The sequence below is a fragment of the Neolewinella antarctica genome, assembly GCF_011927835.1.
In the GTDB taxonomy this organism is placed as follows: domain Bacteria; phylum Bacteroidota; class Bacteroidia; order Chitinophagales; family Saprospiraceae; genus Neolewinella; species Neolewinella antarctica.
The window spans coordinates 167264-191342 of the sequence record NZ_JAATJH010000006.1 but is presented as its reverse complement, the minus strand read 5'-3'; the positions used below and the strand labels follow the sequence as shown (position 1 = coordinate 191342).

The window sequence follows — 24079 nt, the reverse complement described above, 5'->3', positions numbered from 1 at the left end:
CGTGGCGAAGCAAGAAATCACGTCGCCGGAACGGCTCACCATCGCGGGGCTGGAGTTGACCGTTCACCAGCGGCCGGTTAAGCACCTGCATTTGAGCGTACACCCGCCGGGGGGGCAGGTCCGGGTCGTCGTCCCCCACGGAACGGACGCGGACAAGACACGCCTGTTCGTCATTTCGCGCCTCGCGTGGGTCCGCCGCCAGCAGCGAAAAATGGCCGCGCAGGATCGCCCCGTCCGCCGCGAGTACACGGACGGGGAAAGTGCTTACGTGTGGGGCCGGCATTACCGCATTCGCTTGGTAGCAACGGCCGGTACGCACCGGGTGATACTGCGGGGAGAATGGCTGGAACTACACCTACGCCCCGCTACCGACCGCGCGGGCCGGGAGCGCGCGCTGAACGATTTTTACCGCCGGGAATTACTGGAAAAGCTCGGGCCAATCCGCCGCGACCTCGAAGAAAAAACGGGCCTGGTGGCTACCGAGTACCGCACTAAGCGCATGACGACCAAGTGGGGCAGTTGCACCGTGGCGGCGAAACGGATCTGGCTTAACCTGGAGCTCGCCCGCCACGCCCCGGCCTGCCTGCGGTACATCGTCCTCCATGAGTTATTGCACCTGCGGGAACGGGGCCACACCCAGGCTTTTCGGGCGCTACTCACCCTGCACCTGCCGGGCTGGCGGGGCACCAAAGATTTACTGAACGACGATCCGGCCGGTCTTCCGATTCTTGTGGGTTGATGCTACCCCATCACTGCCCCGAAAGGGCAAATTAAATAGCCCGGGGTACGGACATGCCGCGGACAATCCGTGCCCCGGGTTTTGTTATGCCAGCAAACCCCGCGCCCCCGCCGACACTTCCAACCCCGCCCAGCTGGCCGTTCCTCGGTACGCCAATGCCCCATCCAACCACAACTCCACCCCCAGTTCCGCCCGTAAAGACTCATTAATTTTCCCCGTCATCCCGGCCGCCGTGACCGGGCTGGCGAGCGTGCCCCCTTCCGCCGGCGTGCCGGTAACGACCAGTTTCTTCCCGGGTTTCGTGAACGTCAGGGTTACGGTGCCTTGCTCTTCATGGAAATGACATTGCACCCGCGACCGCGCCCAAGTGGTAAATAAATGCAACTCTCCTTCGAAATAGAACGTCGCTAAGAAGCCAGTAAAGGAACTGCCCAGCCAGGGGATACTCGCCACGCTGGCCATCAGACTCGCCGGAGAATCCGTCCCGCTCAGGTGATTGGACTGGCACCAGACCCAGGCGTCCGGAAAGCCGCTACCCCAGTCTTTTTCCGTGTAGCCGACGCCGCCCGCCGCATCGTGTTTCTGGTCGTTGACGGTGATCGTACCCGCCAGTTCGTGGTGGAAACTGACGAGCCCGTGGTAGCACTGCATCCGGGGCACGTAGCCGTACCAGCCCATGATTCCGGGGGCGCGGACGCTGGATGCCCAGGGGATTGGGTGAAGCAAAGTGAGATCAAGTTGCAGACCCGGCAAATCGATTTTTAGTTGATCTTCACTGAATTCATGTGGTCCCAAGCGAAGAAAAAACCGATCCCGCGCCGGCTGAAATTCCGCCACGTCGTACTCGTGGTAGGTGGACGTTGCCGCCACGCCGTCCAGCACCTGCAAAAAGGCGTGGCCTACCCCGTCGGCGTCGTAACTGATGCCGGGAATAAAAGCGTAAGCCAGGTTCCGCTCGGGGACGACGACCTTAAAGTACCAGCCTTCGAAGTAAGACTTTTCCCGCCCCCACCCCTGGAAACGCGGCGCGTCGAATACCCTCGCTAATTTTTGCTGCAACATAATTGATCTACCTAAAATAAAAGCAGCCGGCTACGTTCGTAACCGACTGCTTTAGTCCTCAATGAGGCTTACTTGCGTAATGTTTTCGCGATCGCAACGGACCGGAACGAACTTAAGCCTGCGTGAACCGCTTCTCCACGGCTTCCCAGTTCACCACGTCAAAAAACGCGTTGACGTAATCGGGGCGGCGGTTCTGGTAGTTGAGGTAGTAGGCGTGCTCCCAGACGTCCAGGCCGAGGATCGGCGTGCCGGGCTGATCGGCAACGTCCATCAGCGGATTGTCTTGGTTCGGCGTGGAGGTGACGGCGAGGTGGCCGTTTTCGCCCACGATCAACCAGGCCCAACCGGAACCGAAGCGGCTACCGGCGGCGGCGGCGAATTGATCCTTGAAAAGCTCGTAGCTACCGAAGTCTTCGGTGATCGCGTGGCCGAGTTTGCCGGCGGGGTCGGGGTGGCCGCCTCCGTCGGGGCTCATCACTTCCCAGAACAGGCTGTGGTTGTAGAAGCCACCGCCGTTGTTGCGCACGGCCGTAGAGTGGTGACCGGCTTCCTTCAAAATCTCTTCGATGTCCTTACCGGCGAGGTCGGTGCCGTCGATGGCTTTGTTCAGTTTCGTGGTGTAGCCGGCGTGGTGCTTACCGTGGTGGATTTCCATGGTGCGCGCGTCGATGTGTGGTTCGAGGGCGTCAAAGGCGTAGGGGAGTTTGGGTAATTCAAACATGCGTGTCAGTAATATTTTGGGTGAAAAATAGCGGTGGCGGTCAATTGTCGTGCCGGTTACCTAACGCTTTTGCCGGGGCTGATGTTGAACTCGGTGGGTCTACCGGCTAGCGGATAGGCGCTATTCAAGCTAAAACGGAAGCAGCGCGGGGGCAAAAGTGACTACCTTAGTCGCACAAGCTAGTCGCGTGCGTCAGCGCTACAGAACCGTAGGCTATTGCCAGCGGTTCTAAAGGGCTACCCGACCGACGGCACCTCTCATTTTATGTTAAAAAAAATCCTGTACTGGTTCCTGGGCATTCTGCTCTTACTGGCCATCGTCGTGGCCGGCGTGGCGTGGTACGCGGATGATTACCTGGAGTCCAACCAGGAAAAGTTGCTGCAGGACTTCATGTCGACAAAGGGCATGTCCGTTGCCGTGCGGGAAATTCGCCTGCAGCTTTGGGAAGATTTCCCGGAAGTGAGCGTAACGGTAGATAGCCTCGTCGTGCGCGACACCACGGGGACGGATAAGCACCCTACCCTGATCAACGTGCAGCGGTTAAAGACGCGCGTCACCCTCAAAGACCTGCTGACGGGCCGCATCCACATCAACGAAGTTACCGTCATCGACGGCACCCTCCACCTGGAAAGCGACTCCACCGGCCGCTTCAACCTGGGTGACTTTACGCAGCGCGATACTACGGCGGCGGACGATGAGCCGAAAGAGGACCCGTACCTCAGCGTCGACTGGGAAGGCCTGAACGTGGAGCTCGACCGGGTCGATATTCACTTCATTCACCCCCTGAAGAAGAAGCGCATCGAGGTAGTCGCCCGTAAAGTCACCGCAACGGTCGACCGCAACGGGGCCGGCGACCTCTACGCGAACACCGATCTGGACCTGGATTTTACCACGCTCGCTTTCAACACCGATAAGGGAGGGTTCCTGCAGGGCTCCCCGCTGAAGGGGCTGCTCAACGTTACTTTCGGGAAAGACCTGTGGACCATCGAGCCCGCTACGCTGAACATCGGGAACAACGACCTGGTGATCTCCGCCGAGATCAGCACCGAAAAAGCGGACACCAGCCACATCCACATCGCTACGGATTCGATCAGTTACGCGGAGGCGCGGGCGATCCTGAGTACGGAGCTCCAGGAAAAGATGGGCCGTTTTGACGCCAGCGGCCGCTTCCCCGTTTCGGCCGACATCCTTACGCCGCTCACCAGCGGGGTGGACCCGGAGGTCACCGTCGCTTTTCGGTTCACCGGCCAGAGCTTGCGCGTCAAGCAGTACGATTTTCTCGACGTGCACGGTACCGGTTCGTTCGTTAACCGGCTCACCGTCGAGGAAGGGGGCATCCCGAATAGCAAGCGTAACATTCGCGTTCTGGCGGATAATTTTGCAGCCACTTATCTCGGTAGCATCCGGATTGAAACGCCCCACCTGAAAATGGCGGTTGCGGGGACGGACCCGATTTTGCACTCCAATGTGCACCTCTACGGCCCCGCTAAGGGCATCAGCGATTACCTGAAAAACGATGCGTTTTTCTTCCGCCGCGGTCGCTTCACGATGGATGCCGAAGTGCACGCCTCGCTGCTTTCGTTCGAAGATTTGGTGGAGACGACGGACGGGCAAATCAATTTCTATAACACCTCCGTTTACTACGGCCCCGGCGGCGTCAACTTCCCCTTTGCGTCCATCGCGGCCAGCAAACGTGGCCAGGATATCGACTTTACGATCAACAGCCAGCGCTTGAAATCCGGTTTCGCCTTCGACCTGACGGGCAAGCTCGACAACATCGTTCCGCTGCTGGTCGAGAAGCCGAGCCAACGCATTACCTCCGACGTCACGCTGCACACCGGGCGGTTCGACTGGAAGGATTTTCGGGCACTCTTTGGTGAGGATGGCCGGTTGGTTCTTGAAGATGAGGGCGTCCCGACTAAGTACGGGACTGGTGCAAAGGTCAGTGAGGGAAATAGCCAGATTGGTGTGGCCAACCAGAAAGAACTTACCGAAGAAACCGACGCTCAGCAGGTAGCCGCCATGAAGTTAACCCTACTGGGTATCGAGGAGGCTTTTCACCCGAACATCACCATGAAGATGGACACCGTCGCCTACTACGACGTCTTCACGTTGACCGACTTCACGACCGGCCTCCACTTTAAACAGGATACGCTCGTGCTGGAACGCAGCAGGTTCAACTGGTCGGGTAGCGAAATGGATTTTGCCGCCAGGATGAACATGAGTGGGATCGGAGAAACGCCCTTCGTCGTCGATTTTCGGGCCGACCACCTTAACGTCAACAGCTTGCGTACTTCGCTCGACTATTTCGGTTTAGCCTTGCCCAAGGGTATGGAGACGCTGCCGTCCGATCTGCACATCGAATTTAATCACGCCGGTAAAATCGCCGATTCCATCGGTATCGTGGCCGGGTCGAATTATGGTGAGCTAGTCTTTAACGACGGCCGCGATAACCTCTTCGCCGGCAACCTCACCTACGCACCCAGTGATACGCCGGGCGGGTTGCAGACCAAAGTGCACCTCAACGGTGACCCACAAGTCGTCAACGTGCTTTTCGCCGCCGAAAACTTCTTCTTCGGGGAGGGTAATTTTACGATCGACCTGGATCTGGACGGAACGCCCGAAGACTTACCCAGCCTACTCAAAAACAGTACGCTACGACTCTCCATCGACTCCAGCCGCGTTCTGTACCGACCGGCCGACGTGTACATACCGATTCGCCGGTTCAACGTCGACGTTGCCAACGAACGCGCTGATTATTCGCTGACCCTGGTGACTGATTCTACCAATCGCTCCGTCAACATGACGGGCTATATGGATCAGCTGGCAACCTTTATGTTTCCGGATTCAACGCGGGCGCCCGAACCATTCCGGATGAAGGCGGACGTGCGGGCCGGTTCGCTGGGCTTGGCGGATTTGGAGGACTTCATTCAGACCAACATCGGTGACGGTGAAGAAGCCGTCGACACCACGAAAAACCAGCTCAAGAGTGTTCTTTCGGCGACGAGCGGGGTGTTCAACTCCTTCCGGCCGGACCTCAGTTTGCAAATTGACACTTTCTTCCTCTCACCAGAAAATCCCCTGCTCGATCTTGCTACCGGCATTCGGGTGCGGGATGAAAAGGAACTAGTACTGGAGCAAACGGGCTTCACGATCGGCGAGGGCCGCGTCGAACTCGATGCCGTCTACGCGCTCGATCGTCTCGACGCTTCCCCCTTCAAAGTCAACTGGAAGATCGAGAACGTAGACCTCGACCTGCTGCTGGGAGAATTCGCCGAGATGAGCCAGGGTAAGCTGAAAAACACGGGTGATGTCCAGGGTGCCCTGACCCTGACCGGCAACATGACTAGCCTGCTCGACGAAAAGACGCAGCAAATTATCTTCGACAGCACGCAGGGGACGATCAATTACCGGATGGAAAACATCGTCCTGAAAGATTGGGAACAGCTAACTGCGGTGGGCGAGAAAGCTAAAATGGCACACCGTTTTCAGCGCTTGGGTCTGGCACCGCTGGCTGGGCAATTAGAGATGCGTGACGGCGAAATCACCATCCCCCGGACGGAGATTCAATCTACCGCGCTGCATCTCTTTTTGGAGGGCAACTACAGCCTGGAAAATGGCCCCGATTTACTCGTGTCCGTGCCCGTATTCAAAAATATCAAGCGGGGTATTTTGCGAGACTCGCCCCCCAAGACCGGCTACGCACGCGCGGGCTGGAAGGTCTACTTAGTGATGACCAAAGACAAAGCAGGTGAGTCGAAAACGAAGTTCCGACTGCTGCGCAAGAAGTACTTCAAAGAGCGGGGGCTTTTAGAAGAATACAACGCTCACAAAGCCAAAATACGGGCGGAGCGTAAGCACCGAGAAAAAGACTAGCGGTAATTGTGGTACGCAATACTTTGATCTACCGTAAGTCTTGCAAAGCACCCAGGATCAACGATTCACCACTTTTTAGTGACAGCAGCCAGCGGCGGTGCCTTCGTTTGCGCTAGAGTACCTGCCTTTCGACGTTTCGTACCACCGGCACGTCTTTCCGTGGCGTTTGCTGCTGTTGGCACTCAACCAGTAATCCGTACGGGTTGCTTCGTTTGCACCGGAATACGTACGAACATCGTTACCTACGGATACGCCGGGAAAATCGTTTGGATAAACCCAGGTTTCGATCTTATCGGACAGTCCGCCGTGATTCAGTGCGGAGTTGAGTTGCTGGAAGTATGTGAAATCATTTTCCTGCCCGAGAATGAGGATGATGCCCGCCCGCCGGTTCGTCTGTAAACCGTACCATAGCGCCTGACCGATGCTGTGCTTCCAGTTGGCGGCCCGCTCTACCTCAATGGCGTAGTCAGCGGTAACGATATCGGCGCGGCCGCTGGTGACGGGTACTTCCGTGCGGCCGTGGAGATGCTTCGCCAGGGCGTTGATGTAAGCCGCTTCGGATTGTGCGGGCAAGGCGACTGAAACGAAAATGCAGGTGAAGAACAAGCCGAGAAAGCGGATGATAGCCGAGTGTTTAAGTTAGTTAGCAGGGAGAGATTGATTGGCGCCAGCTGGGCACCAAAAAAAGGGGTTCGTTCACCTGCGTGAACGAACCCCACTCGTGTTTTGGGTTAGTTAGCGCCTAGAGCATATCGACCTTGCCACTCCCCAGGTTGTAGTAGGCGGGTACGATGTTGAGCTTACCGGCGTCCACGGCGTCGCGGATGATCTTGGAACGGGACTTGAGTTCCTGGACGGTCAACTCGGCGTTCTTACGAACTACGTCGTTGATGTCCGCACCGTCCCCGAGAGCGCTGATGGCGGGTGCAACGTGGGCGAGCAGGTGGTTGAGGTTATAACCATTATCACCACCGGCTACGGCGGCCGTCACCGCACCGCAGGCTTCGTGGCCGAGGACGACAATGGTGGGCGTGCCGAGGTGAGCAACTGCGTATTCGATGCTCGCTATGGTGGACGTGTTGGCCACGTTACCGGCTACGCGGAGCACGAAAAGCTCGCCGAGGCCGGCATCGAAAGCCAGCTCGGGCACCACGCGGCTGTCGGCGCAGGAAAGCACGATGGCGTAAGGCTCCTGACCAGTGGTAAGACCTTTGCGGCGGTCGCTGTTCTGTAGTTTACCATCGAGCTTATCGGAGACGAAACGCGCGTTGCCTTGCTGGAGGCGGTCTAATACTTGGGGGGAGGTCATCATGGTGGGTGTGGGTATTGTTTGTTGGAATAAAGTTACCGACGAGTACTTTGTTTAGTTTGGCGAGCTGATACGAAGCGCTCGGGGCAAGTCGTCAGTGTAACAGATTTAGCGCGGTAGATACGGTTTAAGTGCTATCGTTTCTTGCGTGGGTCAGGCAATAGCTTCCATTTTACGTAATTTAAGTAGGCTGATTCTCGTCCTCCGCCCCCCGATCCCCGCTCCTATCCGTCCTCACCCGGCACCGGCGACCGCGCCCACGATGTAGCCAAAAAAGAAGAGCCAGAAATTTTCTACCGCCCAAATATCTTATTCCGTACCTTGCGCGTTGACACTCACGACCGCGGGGTCAACACCTCTACGTCACTCATTTAACCACATGGAACCGTTAGACTTACTTGACGGCCTGGAAATAAAACTCCGGCAATTAGCAGCAACTTCGGACCGCCAACGGGCGGATCAGACGCGGCTCGTAGCCGAGAACCAACAATTAAAGCGAGAGCTCGACCGCCAAACCGGCATCGTCACCTCGTTGAAAGATAAACTAGCCCGCGGACCGGTGGGTACGGGAGAAGCCGTCAGCGACGACGATACTTCCACCCCTGCACCCCCCAAACCAGTGGACCGGGAAACGATCGAATTCTGCCTCAAGGAAGTCGATCGCTGCCTGGACTGGCTGCAACGCAACTAAATAATGGCAAGCGATAACTCGGATCTAAAATCAATCATCGTGGTCATTGCCGGCCGCCCCTACCCCCTGCGCGTCAAACCGCGCGAAGAAAAGGGCGTCAAGGCCATGGTCGACCAGATTAACGAACGGTTCAACGACTACCAAGTCAAGTTTAGCGGCCGCGACCAGACGGACTGCCTCGTGATGACCCTGCTTACCTACGCCGACGAACTGCGCACCGCCCGCAACAACAGTGACGGTGGGCAAGGAAGCGAACTGACCGATCGGTTGACGACCCTCAACGAGTTGGTGGAAGGCATGCTGTAGCGCGCGGCGCCCCGCGGGCCATCTTCCCGCACCAAGGTTCAAGGAGTTCCGGGCCAGGTCAAGTAATACTAAGCTAGACGGCTTCCGTATTTACTTACCTCCAGAACAGATAATCCCCATGGAATTTATCCTACCACTCATCATCGGCCTGGTTATCGGCGCGATTGTGGTGTACTTCGTCTCCGCCGGCCAGCGCAAAGCCCTGGTTGCAGACGGTCAAACCAAGGACACCACCACCAAGGCCCAGGCGGAAAGCATGATCGCCGAAGCTAAGCTGAAATCCGAGAAGACAATCGCCGCCGCCGAGCTGAAAGCGGAGAAGACTTTTTCCGAATTCAAGGACAAGCAGGAAGTTTTCAAGAAAGAAAAGATCAAGGAAAGCCGGGACAAATTCCAACGCTTCAAGGATGAATTCAAGCAAGAGAAAGCCGAAGAACTCGTCGAGCTAAAGGAGAAGCGGCAGTCGCTTCGCGAGGAAGCCGAGTCGATGAAGGCCGAACGCGCCGGTTTTAATACCGAACGCGACGAGATCAACAAGCAGCAAAAATCCCTTCTCCAGGAAGAGCAGCGCCTCACGCAGCGCAACAAGAAGCTCGACGAAGAAATCGCCACCGCCCAACAAAAGCAGGACGAACTCGACACCCAGCACGAAAAATTCAGCAGCGAACTGGAGCGCATCTCCAACCTCACCGCCGACGAAGCGAAGGCCCGCTTGCTCGAAGACGTCCGCCAAAAGACCACCAACGAAGCCCTCAACCTGAAGCGGCACCTCCTCGAAGAAGCGCACGCCGAAGCGGCCAAGGACGCCCGCAAGATCATCATCAACACCATTCAACGCATCGGCGCGGCGGAGACGATCGAAAACACCGTTTCCACCTTCGCGCTCGACAGCGACAACGTCAAGGGCCAGATCATCGGCCGCGAAGGGCGCAACATCCGCGCCATCGAGACGGCCACCGGCTGTGAACTCGTCGTGGACGACACGCCCGAAACGATCGTCATTTCCAGTTTCGACCCCATTCGCCGGGAGATCGCCCGCCTGTCGCTCAAGCGCCTCGTCACCGACGGCCGCATCCACCCCGCCCGCGTGGAGGAAGTGGTTAATAAGGTAAAAAAGGAGATGAACAACCAGATCGTCGAGATCGGCAAAAAGACCGTCGTCGAACTGGACATTCATGGTTTACCGCAAGACTTGGTTCGCTACGTAGGCCGGATGCGTTTCCGGAGTTCTTACGGGCAAAACCTCCTGCGCCACTCCATCGAAACGGCCCACCTCTGCGCCACGATGGCCGCCGAAATGGGCATGAGCAAGAAGAACATCAAACTCGCCAAACGCGCCGGCTTACTCCACGACATCGGCAAGGTCGCCGACGAGGACACGGAACTCAGCCACGCGCTCTACGGCATGCAGATCGCCGAGAAGCACAAGGAAAACCCGATGGTCATCAACGCCATCGGTGCGCACCACGACGAGATCGAGATGAACAACATCCTGTCGCACATCATCCAGGCGTGCGATGCCATTAGTGGTGCCCGACCCGGCGCTCGCCGTGAGGTACTCGACGGTTACATCAACCGGATTAAAGAGCTCGAAGAGATCGCCGTCAAGAACCCCGGCGTCGCTTCCGCCTTCGCCATGCAGGCCGGTCGCGAGCTACGGGTGATGGTGGAGGCCGACGAGGTTTCGGATCAACACGCGGAGGAGTTGAGCTTTAAGATTAGCCAGGAGATTCAGGAGAGTATGCAGTATCCGGGGCAGATTAAGGTGATGGTTATTCGGGAGAAGCGGGCGGTTAATTTTGCGCGCTAGCGCTCTTAGTATGGTAGTAGTTTAGTCTGGTAGTATGGTAGTGCTACCGCGAGGCAATGCTCGCTTCGCTCGTGCTGCTACCTAGTGGAGTACCGCAGGTAAGACAGAGCCGTGCGGTAGCACTATCATACTACTGTACTACCATACTAAACTACTAATTCCCCATTCCCATCAGTAGTAAGCACATCCGTAAAGTAATCGAAGAACGGTCGAATCGTCAGCAACGCTTCTAGGTTCAGATCGACGTAGTCGTCCGACAGCACTTCGGCGTCCGTAAAGCGGCGCATGGCGTAGAAATTCTTGTAGCGGAGTAGTTCGATGTGCGGATGGTCCTTTGGGTAGCCCCTTGGTGAGGTCTTGAGCTTGTCTCCTTGCATCTCACCGAAGACACGGACAAAATCTTTGTCGGTGACGATGGCCCGGAATTCCGATTCATCCACGGCCAGTTCTTCGCGGATGCGCTTGAGGTCTTCGCGCTCCGGGTTGTAGAAACCGCCGCCGGCGCAGCTGGCTTGGATGAACGTTTCTTGGTGAAGACCTTGAGGGACAACGTGAAAGTAGTAACCACCCCGGCGCAGTTTCCCATCCCGCGTAAAACTACCGGAGAAGTTACGTTTGTAGGGACGTTTGTCTTTGCTAAAGCGGACGTCGCGGTAGATGCGGTGGAGGACTTTTTTGCCGGTTTGCTCTTCTAGTTGGTCGTGTTGGGATAGCTTTTCCAGGAGGGCGGTGGAGAAGTCGATCATGTTGTCGAGGGCGGCCTGGTACTTGGGTTTGTTTTCGGCGAACCAGTCGCGGTCGTTGTTTTTGGCTAGCTTTTTCAGGAAGGTTAGGGTTGATTTTTTGATTTTTGGCATGGGTGGGGTTTTGCCTCCGGCGGTTTTTACTGCGTAAGTACTACGTGCTCCGGAAGATGAGGAAGAGGTATAGGAGGGAAAAAGAAGGGAAGAGTGTGATCAGGGAGCAACTTCTTCCTCTCCTTTTTCTTCTTCTCCTTCTTCCGGAAAACACCGGAGGCCACTAAAACAGCACGCAACACATCGTGTTTATCTTTGCCACCATGAATTCATTCCGCCGCCTACTGGGCTACCTGGCCAACTACCGCGGCCTCGTCACGCTGGCGATCGTCAGCAATGTGTTGACGGCGATTTTTACGGTGGTGGCCATTCCCTTGTTTCAGCCGTTTTTGGAGTTGCTGTTCGAACAAGTGGAGCCCGTCACGGAAGCGCCGGCGGAGGTGAGCATTTTCGACGTGGAGTCGATCGGCCAGCAGGCGAATTTCTGGATGAGCGAGTTCATCGCCACGGCGGGAAAGGAGACGGCACTGGCCTGGGTTTGCGGCTTTATTCTGCTGAGTTTTTTGTTTAAGAATCTCTTCCGGTACGCGGCGCTGTTCTTCATGTCGCCGGTGCGGAGCGGGATCGTGCGCGACCTGCGCAACCACCTCTACGCCCACCTTTTGCAGTTGCCGATGGGCTACTTTACGGAGGAGCGGAAGGGTAATCTGCTGAGCCGGATCACGTCGGACGTGCAGGAGGTGGAGTCTAGTATTTTGAACGTACTGGAGGCTATTTTTCGGGAGCCGTTCATCATCGTCGGCGCGCTGGGGTACATGATCATCACGAGCCCTAGCCTGACGGTATTCGTGTTCGGCCTGATGATTTTTACCGGGGTGGTCATCGGCGGGGTTGGGAAGCAGTTGAAGCGTAGTAGCACGGTCATCCAGGAAAAGCTGGGCGACATCGTCAGCCGGACGGAGGAGAGTTTGGGGGGCTTACGGATCATCAAATCTTTCGGGGCGGAGAAGTACCAGGCGGGGCGGTTTGCGGAGTTGAATGACAGTTACCGGCACTCGCTGGTCCGGTTGCTCTGGCGGCGGGATTTGTCGAGCCCACTGACGGAGTTTCTCGGTATCGCTACGGTGGCGTTGTTGCTCTGGTACGGTTCGCGCGAGGTGTTCAGCGGGTCGATGGAGGCGAGTACTTTCATCAGTTTCATTTTCGCTTTTTATATGGTCATCGACCCGGCCAAAAATCTCAGTAAGGCGTGGTACAACATTCAGAAGGGGCTCGGCGCGCTCGACCGGGTGGAGGAAGTACTGGATTTACCCAACGCGATCGTGGACAATCAGGGGGCGCGGACGCGGGATGCCGTGGAGACTGGGCTGAGCCTGCGCAGCGTGAGTTTTCAGTATTCCAACCATACCCCGGAAGTGCTGTACGATATTAGTTTCGACCTCCCGAAAGGCAAAGTTGTTGCGCTAGCCGGCGGCAGTGGCGGCGGCAAGTCCACGATCGCCGACCTCCTCCCCCGCTTCTACGATCCGACCTCCGGCAGCATCACGCTCGACGGGCACGACCTGCGCGACTACCGCCTCAAAGACCTCCGCGACCGCTTCGGCATCGTCTCGCAGGAGGCCATACTCTTTAACGATACGATCTACAACAACATCGTTTTCGGCCTGGAAAATGTTACCCCCGACCAGGTAGAAGAAGCCGCCCGCGTCGCCAACGCCCACGACTTCATCACCGCCACCCCGGCCGGTTACCAGACCAACATCGGCGACCGGGGCAACAAGCTCAGTGGCGGCCAGCGCCAACGCCTCACCATCGCCCGGGCCATTCTCCGCAATCCGGACGTGCTCATCCTCGACGAAGCGACCTCCGCCCTCGACGCTGAGTCGGAACGCCTCGTGCAGGACGCGCTACAAAAGCTAATGGCCGGGCGGACGGCTCTCATCATCGCCCACCGGCTATCCACCATCCAGAACGCGGACGAGATTATTGTGCTCGACCGGGGGCGGATCGTGGAGCGGGGCACGCACCTGGGCTTACTCGGGCGGGGCGGGGCCTATAGTAAGTTGGTGGCTTTGCAGGCGGCTAACGAGTAAGATGGTAAGAAAGTCAAGCTTTTGGTAATGAGTCGCCGGGAGGAATCAGTACTAAAATAAACTGTGGCACCCATAAAGGCCCTTGTTTTCCTCATGAAGTGTTAGCCCAGCTTAGCTCTTCGTACTGAACCACTACGCCCTCAGTCGACTTACACAGGGTACCCAGTCTTTTACCTGGGGTCTCAATCAATCACAACGTAAATATCCACCACCATGGAAAACAAGCAACTAACCGTTACCACCACCGTCCCCGTCACTCCAAAAAAAGCCTGGAGCTACTACACCGAAGCCGAGCACGTCATTAATTGGAACTTCGCCTCCGAAGACTGGCACTGCCCTAAGGCCATTAACGACCTTCGGGTAGGCGGAGACTTCATCATCACCATGGCGGCTAAGGACGGCTCGATGACCTTCGACATGGAAGGAACGTACGACAAAGTCGATTCCCCCGAACACCTCGCCTACACACTGACCGACAAGCGTAAAGTGGCGGTCGACTTCAAAGGCGGCGGCTCCGAAACGGAGGTAACGATCACCTTCGACCCGGCGGATAAGCAGTCGGACGAACAGCAAACGCACGGCTGGGAAGGCATTGCGAATAACTTTAAGGCTTACGTGACCAAGATGGAGGGAGGTAAGTAAGCGCGCGAAAACGGACGAAACGGGGGTATAAAGACAGTCATTTACTGCCTTTGTACCCCCGTTTGTTATTACAACAAAAATGCCCCACTAACTCTGCTCACAAGAATTTACCCGGCACCCCCGATAGCCATCGGGGCCGCGCCACACCTCCTCCCCCCTCCTCTTTTTCCTCTTCAACTTCTTCTGGAGCACGTAGTACTTGCGCAGCAAAAATCGCCGGAGGCAATATCACAAATACCGAAACCCAAACTCCCCCACCCCGGGCCGCGCCAACCAGAGCGCCCCCACCACCGGCACCAGCACCCAGTACAAACTCAAATTCCGAGTCAGCAAAGCCAGCGAAAGCACCATAAAAGCCGCCCCGACCAGCAAAGCTAGCCGCACGATCACCGTCGTCCGGTAATGCGCATAAGCCCCCGCACCACCGAGCCGCCGTAGGTTGTTAGCACTCGTCACCCGCGTCTTATCCATAAACCGCGCCATGGCGATCATCACGATGGCGTAGGCGATAAGCGCGTAAAGGTCCTGACGGGGCCCCAGGAGGTAAAGCACCTCATCCCGCTCCACCGTAATCATGAAGGCGGTAGCGACGGCGAAGGCTGCTAGCCCGGCCAGCAGGACGTAAAATATGCGGTGTAACGACCGTAAATCCGTGTTAGTCAATGCCATGCATCATCTTTTTCATCCAGCCGCTGATGGCAATGAAAATAATGCCGGCCGCAATGGGGATAATGGCAAAAATCAGGAAGAACCCACTGAGGCCGACCGCCTCGGCAATGGGCTCGATGTAGCTACCCGTGAGGCCACCGGCGAAGTTGGCGACAAAGTTGGCGACGAAAAAGACGCCAAACATGAGTCCGATCAGGCGGACGGGCGCCAATTTGGACACGTAGCTAAGCCCCACCGGCGAAATACAGAGCTCGCCCAGCGTGTGGAAGAGGTAAGCGGCGATCAACCAGAACATACTTACGCTGGCCGTTTCCGCCCCGTCGGGAATGCCCGCCGCACCGAGCGCGAGGATGGCAAAACCAATACCCAGCAGAATGAGGCCCATCGCGAATTTAACCGGGCCACGTTTCAGCCAGCTGATGCGCTGTTCCCAGAGCTTGGCGAACGCGGGCGCGAAACAGATAATGAACAGGCTATTGAAAATTTGGAACCAGCCGGCGGGCACTTCCAGGCTTTCGTTCGTGAACTGTTCGTAGAGCATGATGCCAACCAGAATCCAGACGATGACGAAGGCAAAACCAAGCACCAGGTTAGCTAACGAATACTTTTTGAACGTGATCGCAAAAAGCTTGAACAGGACGTAAGTGAGGACCATCACGGGAATAACCGTCAGGAGTAAGTTCGCAATCTTGAACGTTCCCGCATTTTCGGCGTCCAGCGTCCGGTCCGTGTAGTCGAGCGCGAAAATAGTCATCGACCCGCCGGCCTGCTCGAAGGCCCACCAGAAAAAAACGATGAAGAAACTGAAGACGATGATCGACCATACCCGGTCCCGTTCCACTTGGTAAAGCGACGTGTCGGAAAGAATCCAACCGAGGAAACCGACGACGGAACCGATGATAATGGGTGGCATGAAGTGGCGACTAAATACTTGCAGCGCGTTATCCTGCGGCCCGGCTACGTACTGGACGATGAAGTACATCACGACCATAATCACCGCGCCGATGATTCCCCAACGGATTGCGCGGGGGCCGTCCTGGCCGTCTCCCTCGGAAACGGGGTGACCCGCTTCGTCGTGCACTCCGCCGTCCTGTATTTTCGTAAGGTGGGCGTCGAGCGTGGCACCGTCGGGTTCGACGGCGGCGGCTTCGCGGGTGCTCTGGGTGGTGGCGTTCGGGTTCGCGTCGTCGTAGGCAGCCATTTCGCTCGGTGGCAATCCGATCCGGCCAAAGATGCCCTGGGCGAAGTAGAACTGAATGAGGCCAATTAGCATGAAGATACCCGCCAGGCCGAAACCATAACTGTAGCCATACTCCGCGCTCTCGCCGTAGTAGCTACACAGGAGAATGCCGAGAAAGGCACCGGCGTTGATGCCCATGTAGAAGATCGTGTAGGCGCCGTCCTTCCGCTCGGGTTCGTTCTGGTAAAGCTGACCGACGATAGAGGATATGTTCGGCTTGAACAGGCCGTTACCGATGATCAACAACAACAGACCGAGGTAAAAGGCGTACTCTATTTCAAACGCCATGGCGGCGTGGCCGAGCGTCATGATGAAAGCACCCAAGATGACCGCGTTCCGGTAACCGAGGTACTTATCGGCCAGGATGCCACCGATCATCGGGGTGAAGTAGACGAAGCCGGTATAGATACCGTAGAGGGCCAGGGCGTCCGCGCGGGACCAGGGTGTTTCCCCAAACGCAATGTCCACCAGGAAGACCACCAGCAAAACCCGCATCCCGTAGTAAGAAAACCGTTCCCACATCTCCGTAAAGAAGAGAACGAAAAGGGCGGGTTTCTGCCCGAAGATATTCTGCTCCGCGTTGGGGAGGGTCGTGAGTCGTGTGGCCATAGTGAGATGTTAATCTGGGATAAAGAAACAAAATTCCCACCGCCCGGCGGATGATTATTAGACAATAGGCTGGCTACGTCACCGAACGAGGTGATTTCTAATCGGTAAATCTTGGTTCTTATCGTTTCGTTCGTTCGTACTTTCCTGCGTCCCTCGGTACCCAACCAATCGCGTTGTGGATCAGCAAACTTCAAACCTTGCCGGGGCGTTCACGCACCGCCATCAACGTCCGCCGCAGACTAGCGCCGAACCAGCCGCCCAGGCCAGCCGTAATCCCCCCCCACAGCGCGGTGATCAGCACGAGCATCCAGCCACTCCCTACCCCAAAGGTGACCGCCAGGCGATCACTCAGCCGCCCCTCGGAATCGAAGTGCAGGTAGCCCACGTAGACGCCCCACACCAGCAAAGCCCCGAGGAAAGAAAAGTAGAAGCCAGCCCTGCGCCAGACCGGTAGGGCGCCCGCCAGCAAGCCGGCGGCGATCGCCGGAGTGTACCAGGGGAGCGAAAACTTTAGCGCCAGGCCAGTGGTAATCATGACCAGAAAGAGGAGGAAAAATCGGTACATAAATTACTGCCTAAGAAATTTAGCGGATGATTAATCTGCGTACGCCACGCCGCCCGTCGGCCGTCCGCAGCTCGAGTAGGTAAAGCCCGGAAGGTAAGTTATCCAACGGTAATTCTGCAAAGGAACCGAGGGTACGCTGCTCCATGACCGTCAGCCCGGTGCTGGAAAACAACCGAAGCTGGTCGGCTTGTAGGGGCTGCGCTACTTCTATCCGAACCCACGTGGTGGCCGGGTTGGGAAAAACGTTCCAGTCCTCATCCGCTAGTTCCCGGTCGACGGTATCCGTGCAATCGTCCAGAAATTCGAACGCGCGGAACTCGCCGGGCACGTCACCGCAAACGCTGGCGATTTCAATCTCGTAGGCGTTACAGAGGTTCAGGTCGTCGACTTGCGCGGTGATGCCGGTGACGGATTTCGTTATGAAGGGGTTCGTACTGCCCGCGGGGCGGTAGCGTAACAGATAATCGTTGCCCGCCGACTGCGAAGCCCGCCAGTTGAGGCTCGTCGAGCCGTCGTCGCCGTAGTCGGCCTCCAGTAGTTCCGGAGCCGGGCAGCCGCTGGCCGGTTGGATGTCCAAACAGTAATCTTCGTACTCGCCCGTGCGGCCAACGGAGCAGGCCGTTCCGGTGACGTTGAGGAAATGCATGATCACCCGCATTCGGGTGGCGACGGTCGGCGCATCTTCGGGGACGGTCAGGTTCAACGTGACGCTGGCCCCATCCGCGGCGGTCACCTCGCCAATAATTTCCTCGGAAGCAAACTGGCCATCCTGGTCCCAGTCTACGTAGACCCGAAATTCTTCGGTGGAGCGGGCGGAAACAATGCCCGGCGTCAAGATCAGCGGGTAGACGCCGCCGCGCACCAGCGTGATCGATTCCCGGCCGGTGAAGTCACCGTAGGCCCGTGGATCGGCACCGGACTGGTTGTCAAAAATACCGGCGATGTTGACCCCCTCGATCCATTCGTCCAGGTTCGTGTAGCCGGCCGGGAGGCAATATTCTTCCTCCAGGCAAGCACCACATCCCTTGCTGGTCGTCGTTCGGCGCGCGCCATACTCAGTCGTTTCTCCCGGGCATTCCGTCCGGAATTCAAATTCGTAAGCCGTGCAGGCCTCGATGCCTCCGGCGATCGTGACGTTACTGCCGCGGGAAGAACGCGTCCGCCAGTCTTCGTCGCCAACCTTCCGGAAGCGGATTCGGTACAGACCACCAGCGAGCGTCGGGGTCCAGGTGGCGGTAAAGTTTTGTGCTTTGCCGGACGTGACCGCAAAGTCAGCCGGGATCGTGCAGCAGCCGTCCGTACTCGCCGTGAGTGACTGCACCGGTAAAACTTCCTCCCCGCAGGAGGCAAAGAGCTCAAAGTCATAACTCGTGCAAACGCCCAGGTTCGGTAGCGTGAGGGGGAAGCTAGGGTTAGCAACTGTGGTGAATTGTGTCGCGCCGGTCAGGCGGTAGCGGAGGGTACTACTGGTAATGCGCTCGGTAAGGTTGACGTTGACAACGAGACCGGTCGCCGAATCGTCCGCCGGCGTGACGCCGAAGGCGGTGGGGGCGAAGCAGTCGTCGCAGGCGCTCATCAGCAGGTTCATCGCGGCGCCGACGTCCAACTGGCCGCCGGTAACGGTTTTACCGGCCAGTTCGGGGTTGGCGCGGGTCGCGCTCAGGATGACTTGGCGGACGTAGCGGGCGGCGGCGGCGGGGTCCGCGGTAAGGAGCTCTCCGAATGCTGCGCAGGGGGCGGCGTACAGTAAGGCGGCGGCTCCGGCGACGTGGGGCGTGGCGGAAGAAGTCCCCCCGAACCGTCGGTAATTATTGCCGAACCCGGTCGTCAGCACTTCCTGGCCGGCGGACCCCAGGTCGACGGACGTCGCACCAAAGGCGGCATTCGACACGCGTTCCCCCCTGGCGTCCAGATTAGTTACGCCGATTAGGTACTCCGACGGGCAGTTGGTGGGCAAGTCGCCGCGCTCGTCCACGTCGATGTTGAGGTTAGCGGCCGCGCCGACGTTGAGGATGCCGGCCTCGCCGAGTTGATCGTAGAGGGAGCACCAGACGGGGCTATCGTTCACGTCACCAAAATTACGGCCCCAGCTGGCGTTGGTGACCACGACGTAGGCACCCTTTTCTCCGTCCGTCGCGTCGTAGAGTCGACGGGCGTCGAGGGCGTAGCCGTAGGCTTGGAGTACCTCAGCTTCGTTGTTGACGAGCCCGTTGCGGATGGTCATGATCTTGACTTGCCAGTTCACACCCGTCACGCCCAGGTCGTTATTGCCGACCGCGCCGATGATGCCGGCCACGGGCGTGCCGTGGGGGGAAGTAGCCTCGGGGTCGCCGTCATCGTCGTCGGTGTCGTATCCGTAGTAGTCGTCGACGTAGCCGTTCCGGTCGTCGTCCACGCCGTTGTTGGGGATTTCGCCGTGGTTGCGCCAGAGGTTAGCAACGAGGTCTTCGTGGTCGAGGTCGGTTCCGTCGTCGAGTACGGCAACGACGATGGTATCGCCGTTGGCGGTCACGCCGCCGGTGGTGACGTCCCAGGCCGGCTCGACGTTGATGTCCGCGCCGGGGGTGCCGTTGTCGAACTGGCCGACGTTCAGGTACTGCCAGAGCTCGGCGTAGCGCGGGTCGTTGGGCGCGCGGCGGGGGGCAATGTTGTGGTTATTCTGGACGAGGCGGACGCGTTCGTCGGTCCAGTATCTTTTGGCCAGCAGGCGCTGGGAATAGAGGTCGTGGTCGAAGCGCACCAGGTAGATGTTGGTGGATCGACCGAGGGCGGCGGCGGTGCCCAATCTGCCTTGCTCCTTCATCCATTTCTCGGCATCTACGTCCGCGCCCAATTCCACGATCAACTCGCCCGGGCGGTGGTTGATCAACTGGCCGTAAGCGGTGACTAAGCACAGCGCCAGCAGGAGTTTAGTGAATACGAGACGTGGGAGCATTGGTCGATTAGTAACAGGGTTGACGCCGTTAAAAGTACGGTATTAACGCTTAATTCAGTTGTCGCAGCGGTGGCTTTTACGTCACCTTTCGCCTCCGGCCGTAGATTTGGGTGGGCGCGGGCGCGGGTGCCGGGAAAATTCAGCAGAGCAGGGTTGACGGGGCGGCAACGCTATTTGGCCCGCCCGCGCAGTACTCTTTTGGCGATGGCGTAGCCAAAAACGGCCACGATAATGACGGCCGTCCCCACGTAGAAGGTTGGCTCCAACTCTTTGGCATCGTCCAGTAAAAAGTAAGCCAACAAAATCCCGTAAACGGCCTCCAGGTTGACGGTCAGGTTGGCGGCGAAGGCGGAAAGCTCCCGCAAAGCCCGCAGAAACAGCCAGTTGGTGAAGATTGTACAGAGCAGCGCCAGGATGACCAGCCACATCCAGTCCACCGGCGACGGCCAAAACTGCCCACCGAAAAAGGGCAGAAATAGGGTCAGAAACAGCGTACCCGCCCCCAGTTCGAGAAAAACGATCCGCAGCGGGTCGGTCTTCTCTACGTACTTTTTGTTGTAGACGGTGAAGAAAGAAACGAGAATTGCCGAGACCAGCCCGACGATGATTCCGTCCGTCATCCCGGGGTCGACGCCGTCGGCGATCAGGTAAATCCCCGGCAAAATGAGCAGGCCCACCGACGTTTCGAACCAGTTGACCGGCCGGCGCATCACGAACGGCTCGATGAGGCTGGACCAGAGCGACGTCGTCGCCAGGCAGATCAACCCGACGCTGGCGTTGGCGAGTTTGATTGCCCCGTAAAAGGTGACCCAGTGGAGCACGACGAGTACGCCGAGGCCGGCGAAGATCAGCAGTTGCTTGCGGCCGAGATCGGCCAGTAAGGCCCGGGGGCGAATGAACGGCGCGAGGGCTACGGACGTGATGAGCACCCGCCACCAGACGAGGGTGAGGGCGGAGAGTTGGATCCAGTCGCCCATGATGCCGGTGAAGCCCCAGAGGAGGACGGCTAGGTGGATTTGGGCGTTGGCGGAGGTTTGTTTGTTGATATGCGGTATTCAATATGCGATTAGCTTCGCTGTACTTCGTGCTCTTGATATTTGATTAGCTGCGCTGCTGCCTGCGGCGGGTAGCTACCGCACGGCTCTTCGTGGCTACGCCACTCTTTTTAGTACGGTCACCCCACCGGACAAAGCGGAGAACACAAAAGACACAGAAAAGGACAAAAACACAGAAAGGTTAGCAGTAAATCTTCTGCGTTAGTTTGATTTTTGTGCCTTTTGTTACTTATGTGCTTTTTGTGTTCAAAAAAATTTGACGCGATGAGCTTCAATTAATGATAGGTTGTACAGTAGTCGGTGAGCTAGAAGCGAGCGGCGGGGGCCACATCCTGCCCCACAAACTTGCCGGCGGCATACTTGAAAGCGCCGGTAACGCCGATCATCGCCGCGTTGTCCGTGCAGTACTCGAAGCGGGGGATGAAGGTTTGCCACCCTTTCTCTTTGCCCAGTTCGGTCAGTCCGGCACGGAGGCTGCTGTTGGCGCTGACGCCGCCGGCCAGGGCGACCCTAGTGAGGCCGGTTTGCGCTACGGCCAGTTCGATCTTGCGGAGGAGGACGGAGACGATGACTTCCTGGATGGAGGCGCAGGTGTCGGCGAGGTTATTTTTTACGAAGTCTGGATCTTCGCGTAGTTTCTTCTGGAGGGTATAAAGGACGCTGGTTTTGAGGCCGCTGAAGGAGAAGTTGAGTTCGCCGGGGTCGGGGCGGGCGAAGGCGACGGTGGGTTGGCCGGTTTGGGCGAGGCGGTCGACTTCCGGGCCGGCGGGGTAGTCGAGGCCGAGCATTTTGCCGGTCTTGTCGAAGGCTTCGCCGGCGGCGTCATCGAGGGTGCGGCCGATGACTTTCTGGTCGAGGGCGGTGCGGACGACGACGAGTTGGGTGTGGCCACCGGAAACGGTAAGGCAGAGGAAGGGGAATTCGGGTTTGGGGTCTTCGGCGAAGTGGGCCAGTACGTGGGCTTGCATGTGGTCGACTTCGATGAGGGGCAGGTCGCGGGCCAGCGCGAAGGCTTTGGCGAAGCTGACGCCGACCATGAGGGAACCGATCAGGCCGGGACCGCGCGTGAAGGCGACCGCGTCCACGTCTTCCGGTGTGAGCTCGGCGCGCTGGAAGGCTACGGCAACGGTTGGCACGATGTTCCGCTGGTGCGCCCGGCTGGCGTGTTCGGGCACGACGCCGCCGAACTCCACGTGGATGGCCTGGGTGGCGGTTACGTTGCTGAGGACTTTACCGTCTTTTACGATGGCGGCGCTGGTGTCGTCGCAGCTGGATTCTATGGCTAGGATGGTGGGCATTTTTGGCGGTAGGTTTTTAGGCGCGTAGGTGGTAGGTGTGTAGGCGGTAGGCGTGTAGGTGGTAGGCGTGTAGGTGGTAGGCGGTAGGCGGTAGGCGGTAGGCGGTAGGTACGACTGTAATCCTTGGGTTAGGTGAATTTGTGGGGGTTCTGATGCATGAATGTCAGGAGTCTCCCTACTTCCTCGGAGGCTGCTTGGTATTCTTGGTAGACTTCTTCGCTAATGTACTTTTCGTTTAGTGCTACTTGTAGCCAGACCTGTGTTTCGTAATTCTCACCCATGGCGTCGGTTAGTTTGGCGGCGAAATGTTTGGGGTAGACGCGTTTTGCGAAGGACTCCGCAAGATTCGAACACACGGAGCGCGAAGATCGGCGTATCTGATCGGTCAGTGAGTATTTTTCTTCTCTCGGAAATCGATTTCGGGCGAGTTGGGAGACGCACTTCGCTAGTCGCATACCCTTCTCATACGCAAACCAAGTAGTAAAATTAGAAGCAGCCATATCGAACGATTTTGCACAAATCTCTAAATGTTCCCCAAATGTAGAAGCATCTTAAACGAATACTATCGTTTAAAAACGAATACAATTACCTACCACATAATCGTCCTACCGCCTACCAGCCTACTGACTAATGCTTCCTACCGCCTATTCCCCTCCTTCCATCTAACAATAAAGCCCGTTCATCTATAAACTAGAACTTCCCTACCCCAGAAATAACCCGAACCGCCCCCCGTGCGTTCCAAGTAACATCATGCGCAAAAAAATCACCGACTTCGCCAAGAAGCAACTAAAAGACTCCTTCATGGGACCGACCAACGATAAAAATCGCCACGCCGAAACCATCATTCGCAACCACGTGCTCTGGAGCATGGGCGCGAGTTACATTATTCCGCTACCGATTGCGGATGTGTTCGCCGTCTCGGCTTTGCAACTCGACATGATCCGGCAACTGACGCGGGTCTACGATATCGATTTCGCCGAAACCCAGGGCAAAGCCATCGTCAGCTCCCTAACGACCAGTACCATGGCCCGGGCCGGCGCGCGCAGTCTGATCAAGCTCGTCCCCGGTATCGGCACCATCATTGGTGGCATCACTACGGCGGCCGTCAACGGTGCGAGTACTTACGCGCTCGGGGAAGTCTTTAAACAACACTTCGCCCACGGTGGTACCTTCCTCGATTTTGATACCGACCGGCTCAAGAAATTGTACAACGAAAGTTTTGAGAAGGGTAAGGACGTAGCTAAGGATTGGAAAAAGGAAGCGGACAATAAGGGCGAATCTATCGTACCGCCCACGTCTCCTAAGCCAGCCTCCACGATGCCGACCGGCTTCAACCCTACCCCGCCGCCCACGACGTCCGCCGTCCCGGACCCCGGCAGCCCCGGCCACACGCCGCAGGCTACGGCCGCCGCCGACTTACTAGAAGACCCGAGCGCACCCACCAAATCCTCCGCACCCGCGACCGCGCCCATCAACGACGCCGCCATCCGTAAGATCAAAGAACTCGCCGAGATGAAGGCGCAGAATATTATTACGCAGGAAGAATTTGAGGTGATGAAGAAGCGGATTTTGGGATAAGGGTCATTAGGCGGTAGGCGGTAGGCGGTAGGCGGTAGGCGGTAGGCGAAGAAACGCATTTATAATATATTACTCGTACTCAAT

At 57.6% G+C, this 24079-nt stretch carries 20 protein-coding genes; 8 read left to right on the top strand and 12 right to left on the bottom strand.

Annotated features, from left to right (window positions below):
• Position 1: 1 nt before the first annotated feature.
• The gene (locus tag GGR27_RS16490) at positions 2–739 is read left to right on the top strand and encodes a M48 family metallopeptidase (protein WP_168039340.1); all 738 of its coding nucleotides are present in this window, start codon (positions 2–4) and stop codon (positions 737–739) included.
• Positions 740–823: 84 nt separating this feature from the next.
• Here the strand turns inward: GGR27_RS16490 and GGR27_RS16485 are convergent, their stop codons facing one another.
• Together GGR27_RS16485 and GGR27_RS16480 are read right to left on the bottom strand one after the other, a co-directional pair.
• Positions 824–1801, bottom strand: coding sequence for a tocopherol cyclase family protein (locus tag GGR27_RS16485; RefSeq protein ID WP_168039338.1), 978 nt, complete (start codon positions 1799–1801; stop codon positions 824–826).
• 112 nt (positions 1802–1913) lie between these two features.
• On the bottom strand, positions 1914–2522 hold the full coding sequence (locus tag GGR27_RS16480) for a superoxide dismutase (RefSeq protein WP_168039336.1): 609 nt from the start codon (positions 2520–2522) through the stop codon (positions 1914–1916).
• A 264-nt stretch (positions 2523–2786) separates the two neighbouring features.
• On the opposite strand from GGR27_RS16480, the gene GGR27_RS16475 reads away from it, so the two are divergent.
• Entirely contained in the window at positions 2787–6398 is a 3612-nt protein-coding gene (locus GGR27_RS16475) for an AsmA family protein (protein ID WP_168039334.1), read from the top strand.
• 75 nt (positions 6399–6473) lie between these two features.
• Here the strand turns inward: GGR27_RS16475 and GGR27_RS16470 are convergent, their stop codons facing one another.
• Positions 6474–6971: a hypothetical protein gene (locus GGR27_RS16470; protein WP_168039332.1), complete on the bottom strand. Its 498-nt coding sequence runs from the start codon at positions 6969–6971 to the stop codon at positions 6474–6476.
• A gap of 169 nt (positions 6972–7140) precedes the next feature.
• Positions 7141–7710, bottom strand: coding sequence for a carbonic anhydrase (locus GGR27_RS16465; protein ID WP_245184709.1), 570 nt, complete (start codon positions 7708–7710; stop codon positions 7141–7143).
• A 376-nt stretch (positions 7711–8086) separates the two neighbouring features.
• Here GGR27_RS16465 and GGR27_RS16460 point away from each other — a divergent pair, with 376 nt between their 5' ends.
• The 3 genes from GGR27_RS16460 (at position 8087) to rny (ending at position 10514) form a co-directional block, all read left to right on the top strand.
• The gene (locus GGR27_RS16460; protein ID WP_168039330.1) at positions 8087–8398 is read left to right on the top strand and encodes a hypothetical protein; all 312 of its coding nucleotides are present in this window, start codon (positions 8087–8089) and stop codon (positions 8396–8398) included.
• Between the two features lie 3 nt (positions 8399–8401).
• Positions 8402–8704, top strand: a complete 303-nt coding sequence (locus GGR27_RS16455) for a cell division protein ZapA (RefSeq protein WP_168039328.1) — start codon at positions 8402–8404, stop codon at positions 8702–8704.
• A 118-nt stretch (positions 8705–8822) separates the two neighbouring features.
• Positions 8823–10514 carry a ribonuclease Y gene (rny, locus tag GGR27_RS16450; protein ID WP_168039326.1) on the top strand — a complete coding sequence of 564 codons (1692 nt, stop codon included), beginning with the start codon at positions 8823–8825 and terminating at the stop codon, positions 10512–10514.
• Positions 10515–10660: 146 nt separating this feature from the next.
• On the opposite strand, the gene GGR27_RS16445 is transcribed toward rny, so the two are convergent.
• Entirely contained in the window at positions 10661–11371 is a 711-nt protein-coding gene (locus GGR27_RS16445) for a DUF2461 domain-containing protein (RefSeq protein ID WP_168039324.1), read from the bottom strand.
• A 203-nt stretch (positions 11372–11574) separates the two neighbouring features.
• Between GGR27_RS16445 and GGR27_RS16440 the strand changes: the two genes are divergently transcribed.
• Both GGR27_RS16440 and GGR27_RS16435 read left to right on the top strand, forming a co-directional pair.
• Positions 11575–13404: an ABC transporter ATP-binding protein gene (locus GGR27_RS16440; RefSeq protein ID WP_168039322.1), complete on the top strand. Its 1830-nt coding sequence runs from the start codon at positions 11575–11577 to the stop codon at positions 13402–13404.
• 213 nt (positions 13405–13617) lie between these two features.
• Positions 13618–14046 (top strand): SRPBCC domain-containing protein, encoded by a 429-nt coding sequence (locus GGR27_RS16435; protein ID WP_168039320.1) that lies wholly within the window; start codon positions 13618–13620, stop codon positions 14044–14046.
• A 228-nt stretch (positions 14047–14274) separates the two neighbouring features.
• Here GGR27_RS16435 and GGR27_RS16430 read toward each other — a convergent pair whose 3' ends face one another.
• The 7 genes from GGR27_RS16430 to GGR27_RS16400 all read right to left on the bottom strand — a co-directional run bounded on the left by GGR27_RS16430 (position 14275) and on the right by GGR27_RS16400 (position 22917).
• Positions 14275–14715, bottom strand: a complete 441-nt coding sequence (locus GGR27_RS16430) for a hypothetical protein (RefSeq protein ID WP_168039318.1) — start codon at positions 14713–14715, stop codon at positions 14275–14277.
• Complete coding sequence (locus tag GGR27_RS16425; RefSeq protein ID WP_168039316.1) at positions 14702–16564, bottom strand: peptide MFS transporter; 1863 nt, start codon at positions 16562–16564, stop codon at positions 14702–14704. The genes GGR27_RS16430 and GGR27_RS16425 overlap by 14 nt, the downstream gene beginning before the upstream one ends.
• A 190-nt stretch (positions 16565–16754) precedes the next feature.
• Positions 16755–17129 (bottom strand): hypothetical protein, encoded by a 375-nt coding sequence (locus GGR27_RS16420; protein ID WP_168039314.1) that lies wholly within the window; start codon positions 17127–17129, stop codon positions 16755–16757.
• A gap of 19 nt (positions 17130–17148) precedes the next feature.
• On the bottom strand, positions 17149–20064 hold the full coding sequence (locus GGR27_RS16415) for a S8 family serine peptidase (protein ID WP_168039312.1): 2916 nt from the start codon (positions 20062–20064) through the stop codon (positions 17149–17151).
• A gap of 170 nt (positions 20065–20234) precedes the next feature.
• Positions 20235–21080: a DMT family transporter gene (locus tag GGR27_RS20485; RefSeq protein WP_320060363.1), complete on the bottom strand. Its 846-nt coding sequence runs from the start codon at positions 21078–21080 to the stop codon at positions 20235–20237.
• 344 nt (positions 21081–21424) lie between these two features.
• Positions 21425–22417 (bottom strand): tRNA (adenosine(37)-N6)-threonylcarbamoyltransferase complex transferase subunit TsaD, encoded by a 993-nt coding sequence (gene tsaD / locus GGR27_RS16405; protein ID WP_168039308.1) that lies wholly within the window; start codon positions 22415–22417, stop codon positions 21425–21427.
• Between the two features lie 128 nt (positions 22418–22545).
• Positions 22546–22917, bottom strand: a complete 372-nt coding sequence (locus GGR27_RS16400; RefSeq protein ID WP_168039306.1) for a four helix bundle protein — start codon at positions 22915–22917, stop codon at positions 22546–22548.
• Between the two features lie 250 nt (positions 22918–23167).
• On the opposite strand from GGR27_RS16400, the gene GGR27_RS16395 reads away from it, so the two are divergent.
• Positions 23168–23995, top strand: coding sequence for a DUF697 domain-containing protein (locus GGR27_RS16395; RefSeq protein ID WP_168039304.1), 828 nt, complete (start codon positions 23168–23170; stop codon positions 23993–23995).
• Positions 23996–24079: the final 84 nt, after the last annotated feature.